Origin of the sequence: Vibrio sp. J383, from assembly GCF_023503985.1 — a bacterium.
Classification (GTDB): Bacteria; Pseudomonadota; Gammaproteobacteria; order Enterobacterales; family Vibrionaceae; genus Vibrio; species Vibrio splendidus.
This window is the reverse complement of sequence record NZ_CP097294.1, coordinates 1,080,641-1,093,535: the sequence shown is the minus strand read 5'-3', so window position 1 is coordinate 1,093,535 and position 12,895 is coordinate 1,080,641. Positions and strand designations below refer to the sequence as shown.

13 protein-coding genes and 1 riboswitch are annotated in these 12,895 nt (G+C 45.4%); of the genes, 3 read left to right on the top strand and 10 right to left on the bottom strand.

Annotated elements, in window-relative coordinates:
• Positions 1–43: 43 nt before the first annotated feature.
• Together M4S28_RS21335 and M4S28_RS21330 are read right to left on the bottom strand one after the other, a co-directional pair.
• The gene (locus M4S28_RS21335; RefSeq protein WP_339385637.1) at positions 44–1,024 is read right to left on the bottom strand and encodes a helix-turn-helix domain-containing protein; all 981 of its coding nucleotides are present in this window, start codon (positions 1,022–1,024) and stop codon (positions 44–46) included.
• Positions 1,025–1,206: 182 nt separating this feature from the next.
• Positions 1,207–1,635, bottom strand: coding sequence for a PACE efflux transporter (locus M4S28_RS21330; RefSeq protein ID WP_102501232.1), 429 nt, complete (start codon positions 1,633–1,635; stop codon positions 1,207–1,209).
• A 138-nt stretch (positions 1,636–1,773) separates the two neighbouring features.
• On the opposite strand from M4S28_RS21330, the gene M4S28_RS21325 reads away from it, so the two are divergent.
• Both M4S28_RS21325 and M4S28_RS21320 read left to right on the top strand, forming a co-directional pair.
• Complete coding sequence (locus M4S28_RS21325) at positions 1,774–2,676, top strand: LysR family transcriptional regulator (RefSeq protein WP_249632786.1); 903 nt, start codon at positions 1,774–1,776, stop codon at positions 2,674–2,676.
• Between the two features lie 417 nt (positions 2,677–3,093).
• On the top strand, positions 3,094–3,438 hold the full coding sequence (locus M4S28_RS21320) for a thiamine-phosphate diphosphorylase (protein WP_249633752.1): 345 nt from the start codon (positions 3,094–3,096) through the stop codon (positions 3,436–3,438).
• Between the two features lie 203 nt (positions 3,439–3,641).
• Here M4S28_RS21320 and thiE read toward each other — a convergent pair whose 3' ends face one another.
• Positions 3,642–4,259, bottom strand: coding sequence for a thiamine phosphate synthase (gene thiE, locus M4S28_RS21315; RefSeq protein ID WP_249632785.1), 618 nt, complete (start codon positions 4,257–4,259; stop codon positions 3,642–3,644).
• A 261-nt stretch (positions 4,260–4,520) separates the two neighbouring features.
• Between thiE and M4S28_RS21310 the strand changes: the two genes are divergently transcribed.
• Positions 4,521–6,464 (top strand): methyl-accepting chemotaxis protein, encoded by a 1,944-nt coding sequence (locus tag M4S28_RS21310; RefSeq protein WP_249632784.1) that lies wholly within the window; start codon positions 4,521–4,523, stop codon positions 6,462–6,464.
• Between the two features lie 135 nt (positions 6,465–6,599).
• Here the strand turns inward: M4S28_RS21310 and thiM are convergent, their stop codons facing one another.
• The 7 genes from thiM to M4S28_RS21275 form a co-directional block, all read right to left on the bottom strand.
• Positions 6,600–7,385 (bottom strand): hydroxyethylthiazole kinase, encoded by a 786-nt coding sequence (gene thiM / locus M4S28_RS21305; protein ID WP_249632783.1) that lies wholly within the window; start codon positions 7,383–7,385, stop codon positions 6,600–6,602.
• A gap of 29 nt (positions 7,386–7,414) precedes the next feature.
• The gene (gene tenA / locus M4S28_RS21300) at positions 7,415–8,095 is read right to left on the bottom strand and encodes a thiaminase II (protein WP_004731635.1); all 681 of its coding nucleotides are present in this window, start codon (positions 8,093–8,095) and stop codon (positions 7,415–7,417) included.
• Positions 8,096–8,103: 8 nt separating this feature from the next.
• Complete coding sequence (locus tag M4S28_RS21295; RefSeq protein WP_017086372.1) at positions 8,104–9,060, bottom strand: ABC transporter substrate-binding protein; 957 nt, start codon at positions 9,058–9,060, stop codon at positions 8,104–8,106.
• A 114-nt stretch (positions 9,061–9,174) separates the two neighbouring features.
• Positions 9,175–9,990 (bottom strand): ABC transporter permease, encoded by an 816-nt coding sequence (locus tag M4S28_RS21290; RefSeq protein ID WP_249632782.1) that lies wholly within the window; start codon positions 9,988–9,990, stop codon positions 9,175–9,177.
• Positions 9,983–10,741 (bottom strand): ABC transporter ATP-binding protein, encoded by a 759-nt coding sequence (locus M4S28_RS21285; RefSeq protein ID WP_249632781.1) that lies wholly within the window; start codon positions 10,739–10,741, stop codon positions 9,983–9,985. The genes M4S28_RS21290 and M4S28_RS21285 overlap by 8 nt, the downstream gene beginning before the upstream one ends.
• Positions 10,731–11,639, bottom strand: a complete 909-nt coding sequence (thiD, locus tag M4S28_RS21280) for a bifunctional hydroxymethylpyrimidine kinase/phosphomethylpyrimidine kinase (protein WP_249632780.1) — start codon at positions 11,637–11,639, stop codon at positions 10,731–10,733. The genes M4S28_RS21285 and thiD overlap by 11 nt, the downstream gene beginning before the upstream one ends.
• A gap of 96 nt (positions 11,640–11,735) precedes the next feature.
• Positions 11,736–11,847, bottom strand: a riboswitch (TPP riboswitch).
• Between the two features lie 98 nt (positions 11,848–11,945).
• Positions 11,946–12,863 (bottom strand): DMT family transporter, encoded by a 918-nt coding sequence (locus tag M4S28_RS21275; RefSeq protein WP_249632779.1) that lies wholly within the window; start codon positions 12,861–12,863, stop codon positions 11,946–11,948.
• Between the last annotated feature and the right edge of the window lie 32 nt (positions 12,864–12,895).

Sequence of the window (12,895 nt, the reverse complement as noted above, 5' to 3'; positions counted from 1 at the left end):
ATAAATAATTCTGCGTGCAGGCTCGTGTTTTTACTTACTGGTTTTAGCTGTGCTCTTTTCGGTACTGTCTTGGCGTCATGTTCATCTGTCGTTTGAACGCTCGGGTAAAGTGGGAAGAATCGGAATAGCCCATTTTCGCACCTACTTGCGTGATCGATAGATCTGACTGCTTAAGCAATTCTAAAACCTGCTCAAGAACCATCTCTTCAATCAAGGTTTTGTAGACCACCCCTTCACTTTCCAATCGACGCTGGATCGTTCTGACATGAATATTCAGAATCTCAGAAGCTAAGCTAATTGGGAGTTTCCCCATCGTGAGATAAGGTTTAATAACAAGCTTAAAAGCGCTCAGGAATGTGCTAGGTAAAGGCTTAATGAGATCTGGTACTTGAGCAATTTTGGGTAAAACAATCGGTGCAAGCATGATATCTTCAGGGATCTCAAAGGCAGTGACCGGCCTATGCGTATAAAACTGAGCACTGCCCATTTGTGGTAGAGATTGAAAGCATTCGAGATCGCCATTCTGAATGCCAACCTCAGACGGCTTCCAACGCCCTTGCGTTAATACTAAAAGTAGCTCGTTGATGAAAATGACAGAGAACAGCTCAGCGAACTTAAACCAAGGCGCGTTAGTAAACGGCTTCTCGCGAACCAACCACCACTTGCCTCCTGATTGCTTGGTATAGACATTCGCACCATTGGATACGAGCTTCAGCTGCTCACAAAATTGGTCTAGCGCACTTTTCAATGAATCCTGCTGACTTAGCTTAGCCACAAACCTTGGTACATAGGTTTGCTTGCAAAAACTCCACATAAACAGCGAAAACTCTTCTCTCGACGCAGATTCCCCCATAATCTTGACCACGTTCTTAACCGTTGTCTCAGGGAGATAATCGTAATGGTCATTACTGGTGAGAATATCATTAGGGATTTGGGCACTGCGTAGTAAGGTGTAGATTTCACCATCAATATGTTTGAACAGTTCCGCGAACAGCTCGACTTCCTTCTTATCTACAACTGTCATTATCTGAGAGGTATTTGGCATCCTTTCCTCTTAATCTGTTCTTTCAAGAACTCTAATTATCACCTTATTTAAGATAGCAGAACAAACGCCGCGTTACCTAGAGTTACTAACCGAATACCTCCGTCAAAATAACGAATAAACAAACGGTTAGTAACCAAGCTCGTGTTTACTGACTTGGTAGATTACTGAACGGCTAAGTCCGCTCTGCGTACCCAGAATGCTCGTATATGATCATAAATCAGATTAAACACAAACGCGTAAATGGTAATAAAAATGGTCACGCCGATATCCATTAAGAATGCCTGCCAAATCCCCACATTAAGCAAGAAAGCCATCACTGGGATTGTCGCTATGAGAAGACCAGCTTCAAACAACACCACGTGAAAAACACGCAATTTCAGCGAACGCTTTGATTTTTCACCCGTGAAGTAGCGATCAAAAATGCGGTTGAAACAGTAGTTCCAAATCATCGCGATGGTCGCAACAACTATCATGGTTCCTGATAAGGCATTCACATCATGATCAGTAAATATCGCTAAGCCTATAATTGATAGTGTTACGGCCAATACTTCAAATAACACTGAGTGAAACACTCTTTCTAACGTACTCATACATTCCTCTAAATAATCTATTACGTGTTGGATTGGTCGAGATTATGTCACCTGAAATAATAAGAGAAAGTTAACAGCCATCACGAATAGTGATAGCCTAGGAGTGATTACCCCCTTTGGTATTGAGCGAGAGATAACATGTACAGTTTTGAGCAATTAAAAGTCTTCGTCACTGTGTGTGAAAGTGGCTCTTTCTCTGCCGCCGCTCGCAAACTGAAACGCGCTCAGTCTGGAGTCAGCCAGTCGATCGCCAACCTAGAAATTGCCATCGACCAAGAGCTATTTAACCGAGAGAAAAACATCCCCGTTTTGACCAACACAGGTAAAGCGTTATTACCTGTCGCTAAGTCGATTCTCGACCAACAAAAGTACTTCGACCAAAAAGTAGAATCGCTCACACAAGAAGATGAGCACGAACTGATCATTGCGGTTGATGAAAGCATCATAGATAAGAATTTCATTAAGATAATCAGCTCACTGGCCGATCAGTTCCCAATCACGCACTTCGATATTATTACGGCCTCAACCTTCGATGTGGAAGACCTCGTAAGACGCGGCAAAGCGCAGATTGGCATCATCTATGCGGATGGTGAACTTAAAGTGGATATGGACTTCTTCTTACTGGGCCAAGCCCGCTTTCTTACAGTTAGCTCCGCCACTCACGAACTCAGCCAAATGTCGGTAGTACAAGACTCAGATCTAAAGCGTTACCGCCAATGTGTGCATCGCAGTTCAAAGCAGCGCGAACTGTGGTTCACCTACGGTATTAGCTCGATGCTTTGGTATGCCAACAACCACAAAACGATCATCGATCTCGTTGAACAGAACGTTGGCTGGGCAAATGTGCCTGAATTGATGGTGATGGAAGGCATTCAAAAAGGCGTACTTGTGGCGTTACCTGTCTCACACGAGCATGGTGGTTGGATTACTCCAGTGGGTTGTTTGGTGTCTCGCAGCCACATCAATGGGCCAGTGTTAACAAGTTTACTTGAAAAACTAAAAGGCCACTCATTAGAGAACAATCAATGGCAAGCCAACTAGCCTCCCCCAATTCTTGAGTTCAGCCTATTTCAGCAACTGAATCCTAAGTCAATAACGGTGGTGTTTTCTCCAGCACTACCTCATTTCCGCTTTTCGTGCCGATAATTTTCTTTGTCGTGTGGATAAAACACCCTAGTTGATATCTCAAAGTGACATAACTAGTATGTGATCCCAAAGGGTTTGTCTTATCAAACTGATATCGACAAACCAAATCGCTCTTTAACACCACTGACCCAACTTCAAATCTCCCACATAAGTACCCCTGCCCTGCAACCACTTGTGAAAGCTTCAAATAGATCACTTTTGAATATTGATTCGCACCCAGTTTATGAGCCCTCTTCGAGTGCTTTTTTATATCTAAATGAACCTTTTGGAAAATTTGTCGTGAACGTTTTAAGAAATATTTGCCCTGAGAAAATGGGCAAAGAGCGTAACAAACGAGAGTATGATTTACGCGTACTTAATTGTGTCAGTGAAAGCGAATATGAATCGCGTATGGCAGTTTGGAATAGCTTAACTTTGGTTGCTACTCCGTCTGTTCCAGAAACAAAAGGCTTCATCGATGAGGCTTTCAACAAACTTCAACAAGACTTGAAAGAAGCCAGCCGCGAGTTATCGATTAACTACACAGACTTCATTGCCATGGCGCATGAAGAACTCAACTACATTAAGGTGTTTGTTGCTGATAAGACCGCACAATACGGCTGGTATGCCGCGATCGTTGTTATGATCATCGGTACTGTTGCTCTGTGTGCTCAGTAGATCAAACTGTGCATTCAATAGACGCTTTCAGGAACAATAAATACTTTGTGCTTCACACACAGCATAGCGCTCTTAATAGATTGTCTTAGAAGCTCAGTCGATAACCTTAAAAGCTCAAGCGATAAACATAAGCACATCTCTGTGCTTATGTTTTAGCTAGAAAACAAACAGTTAAACTCATTTATTTTCTAGTCTAAAAGCCTTCACTCTCCCATTAGAGACAGCAAATCCTGCGTCGCTTGTTTAGGGCTTTCAGCGTGACATATCGCTGACACCAAAGCCAATCCATGAATACCGGTCGTGACCAACTGCGGAATGTTCGACTCGTTAATTCCACCGATACCCACAATCGGCAACTGCGTTGTTTCCAACGCCATTTGAATGCCTTCATAACCCCAATGTTTCTTTAGATTCGTCTTGGTTGGTGTGGCAAAAAGCGCACTGAGGCCAATGTAATCGATCGGCAAACTATCGGCTTCTTGAAGCTGTTGCTCAGTTTCGATCGACAGACCAAGAATCTTGTCTGGGCCAATCAACTGACGGGCTAACTCTGCAGGCATATCCGATTGCCCTAAGTGCAAACCATCGGCGTCGACAGCCAATGCAACGTCCACTCGGTCATTGATGATCAGCGGAACACCTGAGCCAACCAAAATCGACTTTACGGCTTGTGCTCGTTCAATGAAGGCTCTTACATCCCCATGTTTCTCTCTTACTTGGACCATAGTAACGCCACCTGCAACCGCTTGTTCAACCACGAACTTAAGCGTTTCTAAATCTTGCTGGTCATCCGTTACTAAATAGAGCTTATAAGGGTTCATATCGTACCTTTGGAGTCGATGTCTAAAATTGGCGTTGTACTATTTTACCGACAAATCGCATCATGTGCATGGAAGTTAATACTAAATTAGCTCAATTAAGCGCGCATCATTGAATATACAACTTGTTGAAAGCATACCGAAAACCCTGATTTTTTTAACGAAAGCGTTACTTATTACACAAACTATTCACTCAAGTATGCCCAGAACGCTGTTTTATGAAATACTCCGCTGTGAAGGAATCAGGTAAATATAGGGATAGTTATGCGCCACCTTTCTATAGCGCTCAAGATCAAGCTGGGTTATGCCATCTGCTTGCTCTTTTTCGTCATTTCGGGCTTTGTGAGTTACAAAGGTATCCAAACCTTGTCGAACGGCTTTAGCCAATACAGTGAACTCAGTCAAAAAGCGACATTATCAAGCAACATTCAAGTGCACTTTCTTCAGATGCGTTTAGCTTCTGAACGTTACTTAGAGTCATTGGATGAACAGTACGAAACGAATTATCAATCAAGCAAACTCGCGATTGATGAACTGCTCAACAACTTAATCCAAACCACCACCAAAACCGATAGCCTAGCTAGCCTGCAATTAGTGCAAGACAGTGTGGCGGCGTTTGATGTGGCTTATGGATCAATGAAACAGAGTCAGTTGCTCATAGACCAACTGGTCAACGTTGATATGGTCCAACGAGAAACCAATGCACTGAAAGCTGCTCAGAGTTTGTTGTATGAGTCTTACAATAACAATGATCCAAACGCGAGCTTATACGCGGGCATGTTGATGGAGAATTTCCTCGCAGCCAAGATCACCGTACTCAGTTATTCAAACAACAATGACCTTAAAACCTATGAAGCGGGTAAAGATATCTTTGAATACGCGCTACCAGGTATTGAAGGCGACATTGAATCTCTCAAATCATCGCCTTATCAAAGTGAGCTGATTGAAGACTTCTCGAATCAGCGCGAAGCGTATGCAAAAGGCTTTGAGCAAGTTCATCAACAAATGATCGAGAACACGCAAAGAACTGCGACTCTTGCCTCTATTGGTGACAGCTTAGCGATTGCGGTCTCGGATGCTCAAAGTATTCTCGAGCAACAGAAACAAGCGCTCACACCAGTACTGCAAGCCAGTGAAAAGCGCTCGATTCAAATCATCTTCTTGCTAACGGGTGTGGCTTTGGTGATTGGCATGACGAGCGCCGTGTTGGTGACTCGTTCTATTACCAAAGGCATCGCGCAGGTTAAACAGATCACCAACGAGCTTTCTCAGGGCAACCTGAATGTTGAAGTGAACATTGAGAGCAAGAATGAGATTGGTGAACTGCTGACTAACATGGAGATTACGATTGAATCTCTGCGCGATATTGTTGGTCAAGTGAACCGTTCTAGCGTGCGTATTGGTGAGATGTCGGAGTCACTTAATCAGGTGACAAACAACAGCTCGACCAATGCAACACAATTGAACAGTGAAATGATCAACATCTCTTCTGCCGTTGATCAATTGGCTTCAAGCACATCAGAAATTGCTGCAAGTGCTAACCACGCGTCTCAAGTTGCCAACCAAGCAACCGAGAATGTGGCGATGGGGCTCAAAGAAGTAGACAAAACACTGCATGAGATTGGCAGCGCCGATGAAAGCATGCAGGTGAGCAGCCAAAAAGTGACTGACCTACACAAAGAGTCGATGAATATTGGCGCCATTCTTGAAGTAATCAAAGGCGTTTCTGAGCAAACTAACCTACTGGCATTGAACGCTGCCATTGAAGCAGCGCGCGCAGGTGAACAAGGTCGTGGATTTGCCGTGGTAGCCGATGAAGTAAGAACGCTCGCTAAGCGTACTCAAGATTCAGCTAGCCAGATTGACGAACTCATCACCTCGCTACAGCGTGGCGCTAAAGACGCACTCGAGTCAATCAAAGAGAGTCACAGCACGGTTTCAGATGCTTCAACTCAGGCACAACAAGCTTCTCAGAACTTACATGTGATTAACCAACACATCCAAGATTTGAATCAAGCGAATAGCCAGATCGCAGTATCGGTTGATGAACAAGATTGTCTGACCAAATCATTGGGTGAGAATGCACAAGGTGCCAACACCATCGCACAAAGCAACCAAGAATCGGTCAGCAGCATTTCTGGTGCGGCGAGCGACTTAACCGAAGTTGCCCATCACTTAGAAAGCCAAGTGAATCGATTTAGAACCTAGCTGACTTTAAGTCTCTGTTATTTCGAGCCTCGCTTATTGAAAACATAGCGAACACGGTTTATATAATAAGAAAGCCCCCAGCACATTCGTGTTGGGGGCTTTTTAGTGAGCTAAATGCTTATAGCCAGATTGAATCTACTGAATCTTCAAACATTGGATCAACGTATCTTCATCTAGTTGATACAGCTCGTCAAGCAAGTTCATTTGCAAGCTACCTGGGCCGCGTGAGTTCTCAGCTGCGATTTCACCAACCACACCCAATACCGCCGCTGCCGCTAAACCACTTTCATCTCCAACAGCAGCGAAAGCGCCCGTCAGTGCCGTTAAGGTACAACCCATGCCCGTCACATACGGCATCATTGGATGACCATTGTTTAACGTCACAACACTGTCTTTCGTGACAACGTAATCTGTCTCACCAGAAATCACCACATTCGCACCGTATTCAGCCACCAAACATTGCGCAGCACCTACCGCGGCATCACTGCTATCTAGCGCATCAACGCCTTTGCTCTGTGCTTGCTCGCCCGCTAACGCGATAATCTCAGACGCGTTACCACGAATGATCAACTTGTCAGCTAAGCGTGCAATTTCACGAGAAGTCTCGGTACGCAGCGTACTTGCACCACAACCCACAGGGTCAAGAACCACAACCTTGTTGTTCGCGTTCGCTTGTTCAACAGCGAAGCGCATTCTTGGCGTCCAAATACTGTCGAGCGTGCCAATGTTGATCACAAGCGCGCCAGAGAAAGACATCATCTCAGCCAGTTCTTGCTGCGAGTGCGCCATAATAGGCGAAGCGCCAATCGCTAATAACGCATTGGCCGTATTGTTCATCACAACGTAGTTTGTGATGTTCACAACCAGTGGCTTTTGCTCTCGTACTGCGCGCAACGATTGGATGATTTGTTCAGTTAGCATGGGTAAATCCTTATTCGTGAAAGTCGCTTTTAAGCCGCTGTTGAATCATTAAGAGCGTTCAGCCCTTGCTGCCAAAAAGCCACTTCCATACGCGTTGCGGTTTTGAAGATATGAACGATGTTCTGACCGCGCTCGCTGTTGATATCAATTTCAGCAAGTAGCTGGTTGAAGTATTCCGCGCCCGTTGCTACGCCAGACTGGAACTCTTCACTGCCATACAGTTGCAGCCAACTTGCGTATGGGTTGCCTTCTAATACGGTATCGCTGCTTTCTAAAAGCGCTTTACCAATCACAGCGTAACCAATGGAACACGGAGCCAGTGCAGCATATAAGTCAACAAGATCACCCGTCATGCCTGCATCCAGAACGTAGCGCGTGTAAGCCACCGTACCGAAATCTTCCGGTTCGTTTTCTAGGTCAGATTCGGTTAACCCCCACTGACCACAGTAAGTCACATGGTGAGAGATTTCAGAATCTAATAAAGCATGAACACTTGGCAGTGCACGACGCATATCAGCCAATGTTTTAGCCTTGTAAATCGCCAATGCATAAGCGCGAGCATACTGTTTTAAGAACAGAAAATCTTGCTTCAGATAATGCAGAAAACATGGTTGAGCGAGCGTGCCGTTTGCTAGCGTTTTAACAAAATCATGCTCTGTGTAGTCTTGCCAATCTTGTTGACAGGCTTGGATTAAGTCTTGGTATTTCATGAGATTCCTTAATCAAAAGTCGGTACGTAGTCAGCGGCTTTTGGTAGTGATTTGATGATGCCTTTGTCGAACATGAACTGTGCGTAATCGTCGTAACGTTTTAGATCAACCGCTGAAGGGCGAAGTGCAAAACGAGTCAGCGTATCGTTCCATGCGCGTTGGTTAAGCTCGTTGTTCAACGTATCTGGTGAATACGCGACAAACTCGCTCCATGACTCTTGTGGGTGGTTCACGATGTAAGTTGTTGCTTGCTCAAGTGCTTTGTTGAACGCTTTGATCGCTTCATCATCGTGCTGCTTTGCGTTCGCAACAAAGATAAGCTCATCGTAAGCTGGCACACCGTGCTCTTCTGGGAAGAACGCTTTTGCTTTAAAGCCTTCAAGGGCTAATTGGTTAGTTTCGAAGTTACGTAAACCACCCCAGATTGCATCTACCTTGCCTGATGCCAATGAAGATGAAAGTGCCCAACCCACATTGATGGTTTGCACGTCTGTAAACGCTACATTTTCTTGCGCTAGCATGGTGCCGATGGTCGCTTCTTCGTTACCCGCAATCGCGATACCGATCTTCTTGCCTTTCAGATCCGCTAGCGAATCGTTCTTGCCGTTATCCAGTACCATTAATGTGTTCAGTGGCGTCGCGATAAGGGTTGATGCACGAACTAAAGGAAGGCCCGCTGCTACATCCATAGTTAGGCTTGGTTGGTAGGTTACGGCTAAATCGACCTTACCTGCAGCAACCAATTTTGCAGGCGTGCTTGGGTCAGCTGGCTCTTGGATTTCAACCTCTAGGCCTTGATCAGCAAAGTAACCACGCTCTTGAGCAATCACAATTGGGCCGTGGTTCGGGTTCACAAACCAATCCAACATCAATGTCAGTTTCTTTTGTTCAGAATCCGCTAATGCATGACCTGAAACTAACGAAGCAAGCAGTGCCACTGCACCTATCAATTTTGTATTTTTCATAGTTAACCTTTCCTTTTGAATATTATTATTGTGTTTATAGAGCTAATTTTTAACGAAGTTTTGTTTAGATAAATAGCGTGAGCGAAGCTTTATTAAACAAGTGTTATCGAACCATTACTGGTTCTCCCAAGGGATAGCTTTTTTGAGTAATTTGTCGGTAACGAAGTAGAGCGAGATAGACAGCACCGCCAAGATGAACAAGGCCGCAAACATCTCATCAATGATCATTCGCGCGTTGGCCTGTAGCATTAGGTAACCCAGCCCTTCACTCGAACCAACCCACTCCCCGACGACTGCGCCAATTGGGGCAATAACCACCGCCACACGAATGCCAGACGCTAATGTTGGCAGCGCAGCAGGCAGTTGGATATAACGCAGCAATTGCCATTTCGATGCGCCCATCGTTTTGGCAAGATCAAGGTAGCCTGTCGGAGTATTACGTAAGCCGTCGTAACAACAAGTGGTTACTGGGAAGAAGATAATGATCGCCGCCATCACCACTTTTGAGGCGATGCCGTAACCAAGCCACAGCATCAATACTGGCGCGATAGCAAATACAGGGATCGCTTGGCTAGCGATTAAGATAGGTAACAGCCAGCGTTTTAGTGGTTCGAACATCAACATCTGTAGGGCGAAAAATAGCCCCATCGACAAACCGAGTAGCAAGCCAAGTAAGATCTCTTGCGCAGTCACCCATGTATGTTTGAGTAACACATCGTAACGTTCGAATAGTTTAATAAAGACTTCTGCAGGCGCTGGCAGAATGAAGCTCGGCATCTCGAAGATAACGACCACCATTTGCCATAAACCGAGAATCACAGCACTGCTGATCAGCAAACGCATAACGGGATTCATCTGACGAGGGCGTTCAGTGCTAGGCTGTATGTCGGTTGAACGAGCCCCAACTTCGCTTCGCGTTAGATCATTCATAGTCACGCTCCAACTGATCTAAGATCGCTTGTTGTAACTCAGCGCATTCACCGTCTAACACTCGTGGTGTTGATGTGAGAGGCACAGATAAAGACTGAGCATTCGCAGGTGTGCCTTGCAACACATACAAATTATCCGCCAAGCGCACCGCTTCTTGTGGATCATGGGTGATCAACACAACGGTTTTACCTTTTAGCAGTTCACACGCTAAACTTTGCAGCTTGTGTCTTGTTACCGCATCCAGCGCAGAGAACGGCTCATCCATCAGCACGACTGGCTTGTCTTGCATTAAGGTGCGAGCCAAAGCAACACGCTGGCGCATGCCACCAGACAACTGATCCAGCATCGCATTCGCATAATCAGCCAAACCAACTGCAGCTAACAGCTCTAGTGCTTGATTGGTTTGCAGTGCTTTATCAGAAGCTAGATTTTGAAAGCGATGACTCAGGCAAACATTGTCGATGACCGATAGCCATGGCAGTAACAAATCTTGCTGCGCCATGTAAGCGATGCGATCGGTTAAAGGCAATTCATCAGACGTTGCCAATGTGCCCTGCCACTCCACCTTATCGTCTAATAAGCCTGCCAGATAACGCAATACCGTGGTTTTTCCGCAGCCACTTCGACCAAGCAACACCGTCCATTTACCTGCGTTTAAGCTAAGCGAAAGATCCGATAAGGTTGCGTGCTCGCTATCTCGGTAACGCAGAATCGCATTGCTGAGTTGAACACCAACCGTATTAACGGACATTACCGTGTCCAACGAAGAAGTGATTTACCGGGCCATGGTCTTGGCCGACTTGCAACTCATCAGCGTGAGCAATCGCACGAGAAATGTATTGTTTGCCTAGGTCAACAGCCTCTGGAAGCGTGTTGCCTTGAGCCAAGAAAGAAGCAATGGCAGAAGAGAGCGTACAACCCGTGCCATGGGTGTTTTTGGTAGGAAAACGCTTCGCGCTAATCAGAGCAGATGTGGTTGGCAGAATCAGTAAGTCGTTACTGTTTTCATCTTTCTCTAAATGACCGCCTTTCAAGAGAACGGCTTTAGCACCTAGTGCGCGTAAATCTTCAATCATGCCCTGCATTTCAGCTTCGCTTTCAGGTACCGGCTTGCCTGTTAACGCCGCGCCTTCTGGCAAGTTAGGGGTGATAATGTCTGCGAGCGGAATCAGTTCTTGCTTTAGCGTCGTAATAGCAGAGTTTTCTAACAGAAGATCGCCACTTGTCGCGACCATTACAGGGTCAATCACTAAGTGTTTAGGTTGGTACTGCTTAATTTTGTCAGCAACGACTTTGATGATTTGCGAATCGGCCAACATGCCGATTTTTACGGCCACGATATTCAGATCAGTAAACACCGCATCTAACTGGCTAGCGACATGGTCGAGTGGAATAGGAAAAATGGCGGAAACGCCTTGCGTGTTCTGGGAAGTGATAGCAGTAATTACCGAACAAGCGAAACTACCCGTTGCAGACATGGCTTTGATATCAGCTTGAATGCCCGCACCGCCGCCGCTGTCTGAGCCTGCGATCGTCAATACAATCGGAGTGTTCGTTCGAATCGAACCATCAACAGAATGCTGTTGTGTTGAGGATTTTGGAGTTGAGGCTTTTGGCGTTAAATCTTTTGAAATAGAACTGTGTGTCATTGTCGCTCCTACTATCTTACAAGACGTAGGAGAACGAACACTGATCGAAGGAGAAGTCTCATTAGGCTCATGAAAGTTTTCATGGGTGCAGACGTAGATCGAGTGCTTATAGTTCCCTACGCCAGTGTTAACTGAATCAGGTTCAACGGGTCTCGATTAACGATCTCAGCAAACACCAAATAAGGTATATGCCCCCCGACTATTGATAGCGATAGTAACAGCACTCTCACAACTGAGATACTGATTTTATTCAATTATAAGAATTACGCATGAATAGATTTCAATTAGGCTCAACAAAACAAAGACTTATAGCATTCCTTTAGATGGCTTCGACTGTATCAACAAGCACAGCACAATCAGAAACATACCTAGCCAACCTATAAAAGGAATCAGCTCGCCGACAACGCAGACGGCAAGCACCGCTGCGACTACTGGTTCAAACAGAGTCAGCAGATTGGCGCTACTCGCGGTCACGTGGCGTAAACCAAAACTGAACGCGATATAGCCCAAGCATTGTGGGATTAGCGTCAGATAACTGATGACTAATACGTTAATCTGCGAGGAAAACAGGTTATCACCAGTAAACCAGAGCGTTGGCAGCAACAGCATCGCACCCAGGCCAAAAATACTGCCCATCGCCGCTTGTGACTTAATCCCTTTGTCGATCAGTGCTTTGGTCGCCCAAGAATAAATGGCGTAACACAACCCAGCGAGCAAACCTAAAGCAATACCGAACAGCTTGAGATCATCACCGGATTCATTCGTCGATGAAGATTCTGAAAACACCAACAACCCAATACCCACCACACCAATCGCAAAGCTAGTGAGCCAACGTTTGTTGATATTATTCTTTTTGCTAATCAGACACTCTAATAGTGCCGAAAAGAAAGGGGCGGTCGCAATCGAAACCACTGTACCAATCGCCACACCTGATAATTTCATTGAAGAATAGAAAGCTAAGGGATAGACCGCCAAAGCCAAAGCACTCACTGCCAACAACTTCTTGTTCTGCAAAAGCTGTTCGAAAGCGAATAGGATTTTTCGATACGCCAATCCCGCTTGCATTAGGCCACCGATGCCCATAGAGAAAGCACCAATCGCTAATGGGCTTAGATCAGGAGCAAAACTTGCGGCGGTGCCTGTCGTACCCCATAAAATAGAAGCAAACAAGATGGCTAAAGTGCCCGTTTGGAATTCGTTAACGCGATTGATGGCAAGATTCATTTCTATTACCCAATTTTCAGTTCTGAAATAGA

What these genes read in the sequence shown, in the direction of transcription:
- M4S28_RS21335 (WP_339385637.1), bottom strand. Translation starts at nt 1,024, where the DNA reads ATGACAGTTGTAGATAAGAAGGAAGTCGAGCTGTTCGCGGAACTGTTC.
- M4S28_RS21330 (WP_102501232.1), bottom strand. Translation starts at nt 1,635, where the DNA reads ATGAGTACGTTAGAAAGAGTGTTTCACTCAGTGTTATTTGAAGTATTG.
- M4S28_RS21325 (WP_249632786.1), top strand. Translation starts at nt 1,774, where the DNA reads ATGTACAGTTTTGAGCAATTAAAAGTCTTCGTCACTGTGTGTGAAAGT.
- M4S28_RS21320 (WP_249633752.1), top strand. Translation starts at nt 3,094, where the DNA reads ATGGGCAAAGAGCGTAACAAACGAGAGTATGATTTACGCGTACTTAAT.
- thiE (WP_249632785.1), bottom strand. Translation starts at nt 4,259, where the DNA reads ATGAACCCTTATAAGCTCTATTTAGTAACGGATGACCAGCAAGATTTA.
- M4S28_RS21310 (WP_249632784.1), top strand. Translation starts at nt 4,521, where the DNA reads ATGCGCCACCTTTCTATAGCGCTCAAGATCAAGCTGGGTTATGCCATC.
- thiM (WP_249632783.1), bottom strand. Translation starts at nt 7,385, where the DNA reads ATGCTAACTGAACAAATCATCCAATCGTTGCGCGCAGTACGAGAGCAA.
- tenA (WP_004731635.1), bottom strand. Translation starts at nt 8,095, where the DNA reads ATGAAATACCAAGACTTAATCCAAGCCTGTCAACAAGATTGGCAAGAC.
- M4S28_RS21295 (WP_017086372.1), bottom strand. Translation starts at nt 9,060, where the DNA reads ATGAAAAATACAAAATTGATAGGTGCAGTGGCACTGCTTGCTTCGTTA.
- M4S28_RS21290 (WP_249632782.1), bottom strand. Translation starts at nt 9,990, where the DNA reads ATGAATGATCTAACGCGAAGCGAAGTTGGGGCTCGTTCAACCGACATA.
- M4S28_RS21285 (WP_249632781.1), bottom strand. Translation starts at nt 10,741, where the DNA reads ATGTCCGTTAATACGGTTGGTGTTCAACTCAGCAATGCGATTCTGCGT.
- thiD (WP_249632780.1), bottom strand. Translation starts at nt 11,639, where the DNA reads ATGACACACAGTTCTATTTCAAAAGATTTAACGCCAAAAGCCTCAACT.
- M4S28_RS21275 (WP_249632779.1), bottom strand. Translation starts at nt 12,863, where the DNA reads ATGAATCTTGCCATCAATCGCGTTAACGAATTCCAAACGGGCACTTTA.